Source organism: Pseudomonas sp. EA_65y_Pfl2_P74 (genome assembly GCF_963970575.1).
Lineage (GTDB): Bacteria > Pseudomonadota > Gammaproteobacteria > Pseudomonadales > Pseudomonadaceae > Aquipseudomonas > Aquipseudomonas baetica_A.
Window position 1 is genome coordinate 1 of the sequence record NZ_CAXAOQ010000068.1, and the last position, 2,630, is coordinate 2,630.

Annotated in this window: 2 protein-coding genes and 1 pseudogene; 1 reads left to right on the forward strand and 2 read right to left on the reverse strand. The window is 50.9% G+C overall.

Going from position 1 to position 2,630, the window contains the following annotated elements; all coding sequences use genetic code 11:
* Positions 1–195 precede the first annotated feature (195 nt).
* A pseudogene (locus AACY18_RS27785) lies at positions 196–874 on the forward strand (LLM class flavin-dependent oxidoreductase); the annotation flags it as partial.
* 164 nt (positions 875–1,038) lie between these two features.
* Here AACY18_RS27785 and AACY18_RS27790 read toward each other — a convergent pair.
* Positions 1,039–1,449 carry a hypothetical protein gene (locus AACY18_RS27790; protein WP_339466833.1) on the reverse strand — a complete coding sequence of 137 codons (411 nt, stop codon included), beginning with the start codon at positions 1,447–1,449 and terminating at the stop codon, positions 1,039–1,041.
* Entirely contained in the window at positions 1,446–2,483 is a 1,038-nt protein-coding gene (locus AACY18_RS27795; protein WP_339466834.1) for a hypothetical protein, read from the reverse strand. The genes AACY18_RS27790 and AACY18_RS27795 overlap by 4 nt, the downstream gene beginning before the upstream one ends.
* Positions 2,484–2,630 lie beyond the last annotated feature (147 nt).

The window sequence follows — 2,630 nt, forward strand, 5'->3', positions numbered from 1 at the left end:
CGAGAATGGATAGAGGGCAGTGCTTGAGCGAGCGCTCTGTGCAAAAATCGGATGGCTTGCATGGGTTCGGTTTCTTGTATTTGTGTGGTGCAAACCAAGTTGCCGACTCATGCAGGCCTCTTCAATACTCCAACTTCTTGATTTTCTGTAAGAAAAATCGGGGATCCCTCAGGGTCTGTCCCCCTTTACCGTCCCCCTTTACCCAGCGGCGGCCAGGCCTTGCGCGAAATGGTCCCGGTGGTCCGCGCCCTGTGGCAAGGCGACTACGCGCACAACGGCGACATCTGGAAATTCCCCACCTCCACCAGCGTGCCAAAACCGATCCAGAAGCCCAACCCGCCAATGTGGATCGCCGCCCGCGACCCGGACTCGCACAACTTCGCCGTGGCCAACGGTTGCAACGTGATGGTCACGCCGCTGACGAAGGGCGACGAAGAAGTCCCCGACCTGAAAAACAAATTCCAGACTGCGCTGGACAACAACCCCGACGTGCCACGCCCGCAACTGATGGTGCTGCGTCACACCCACGTGCACACCGCTGATAATCCGGACGTCTGGAAAGTCGGCGCGAAAGCGATCTCGCGTTTCTATCGCACCTTCGATGCGTGGTTCGGCAACAAGCAAACGCCGGTCAATGGCTTCCTCGCACCGAGCCCGGAAGAGAAGTTTGCCGGGCGTCCGGAGTTTGAGCTGGAGAGTTTGCACAAGACGGCGATGATTGGTACGCCGGAAGAGATCATTCCGCGCATCAAGTATTACCAGGAGTTGGGGGGGGGATGAGTTCAGTTTCTGGTGTGATAACAGCCTGCCGCATGAAGAGAAGAAGAAATCGTTGGAGTTGTTTATCAAGCATGTGGTGCCGGCGTTTCGTTGAGTGTTCTGCTGATTGAGTCTGGCAAATGAAAACGCCCCGACAGTGTTCGGGGCGTTTTCATTGTTTTAGCCTGACGGGATTTCAATCCGGAATCACATCCTACGCCTTTCTGAATGACGCTTAAATGTGGCCACTCCTATTCGCGGATTATTGGTCGCTTCAAATCACAGACCACTATACGGATCAGCGATATTATCCCCCAGCTCAGCAATTGCCTCTTTAATCTCGACAGCTACTTCAGGTGAAAGCTCGGCAACACTTCGATTTGATATAAAATCAAAAAGTTCAACCAACCCAAGCATTGCAGCAACGATGATCGAGCCCTCAGCAAAATCGAAATCGTATCCATCCCACCAACTGATCAAGATTTTCTCGATCTGAGTCTTCAGTGGCTGGTCCATCCCTTTATAGGTGTGCCACTGACGATCGCTGAGCTCTAACAGAGCCTGGAGAAAATCATGTTTCAACCGCTCAGAACCAGGTACTTCTTGTAGAAGTTCATGAAATTCCTTTGTCACATCTTCTTCAGGCATCGAGTCCGGAAGCGAGCAGTAATAAGAAACGGCCTTCATCATTTAAAGTCCACAGGAATATGGGTGACATTGGTTACTTTTCTGTAAAGCCTGCCATCTTGCCCAAGCAGTTTCTTTCCGATTTTAATCTGCGCAGTCCAACCACTACCTGAGTTGGATCCAGGATGATTTGCAGCTGCATTGAGATCAGGGGAATGCCACTTAATTTCAACTTTCTGCCCTGCCCAAACGTACGAGAATTTACTGCCATCAGCAATAGTGGCAGAAGGTCTGAACGTATCCGGCATACCAGGCGGAACCAGCTTCTGCAAATCAGACATATTGATTCGTCCATTGGTAATAAACTTCGGCGCATTCGTTGGCGTATCAAAAAATGCAGGAACATTAATCGTTGGAGCGTTTTGATCGCCAAACTCTCCATCGACCCTCGTGACAGGATTATCCCACTCTGGCGTAGGCTTCGGCTTATCTTTACCACCGCCTCCGACAGGCAAGTCATCAAGTGGCCTTACCTTGGTCCCGCCTCCTTCACCAGCTCCATGCATGCCAGGCAGAACGTTGATTCCAAATGGATTGAAACCCGTCTGATCTAGATAGACTCCCGCCTCAGTCAACCACGAACCATCGTCGTTGACCCACAGATTACCAATCTGATCTAAATGGTTTAAACCAGCCGTCGTCCAGTCGGTGGCGTTCTTTTTGGTCTGATAGTAATACGCCAGATCATTATCCGAGCCGCCTGGGTTGACCTTCTCGGTTACCTCGATCAGGGTCCCCAGTGCTTTGGAGCCCTCATCAATCTCTGCCCTAATTTGTGCGCAGTTTCCGACAAGCTTGCAGTTTTTCAGTCGCTCCCGGTTCGCATCGCTGCGCTCATCAAACTCTTTTTTGACTTCATCACAATTTCCTTTCGTTCGGCACGTCTTCTCCGCTTCAGCGAGATCGATGACATCCTGGTGATTGAGGAAGTTGTACTGCGTAGCGTTGTTGGCAACCCAAGAGCCCAGATCCATTGACTCTTGATCTGTATCGCCCAGTGCAGTGGCCGACAACACCCCTACAATCTGAGATGCCATCAAGAGCAGATCTTTATAACAAACGGGGACAGACCCTGAGGGATCCCCGATTTTTCTTACAGAAAATCAAGAAGTTGGAATATTGAAGAGGCCTGCATGAGTCGGCAACTTGGTTTGCACCACACAAATACAAGAAACCGAACCCAT

Bases quoted from the DNA above. Each gene is read 5' to 3' on its own strand.
- AACY18_RS27790 (WP_339466833.1), bottom strand. From the start codon at position 1,449: ATGATGAAGGCCGTTTCTTATTACTGCTCGCTTCCGGACTCGATGCCT.
- AACY18_RS27795 (WP_339466834.1), bottom strand. From the start codon at position 2,483: ATGGCATCTCAGATTGTAGGGGTGTTGTCGGCCACTGCACTGGGCGAT.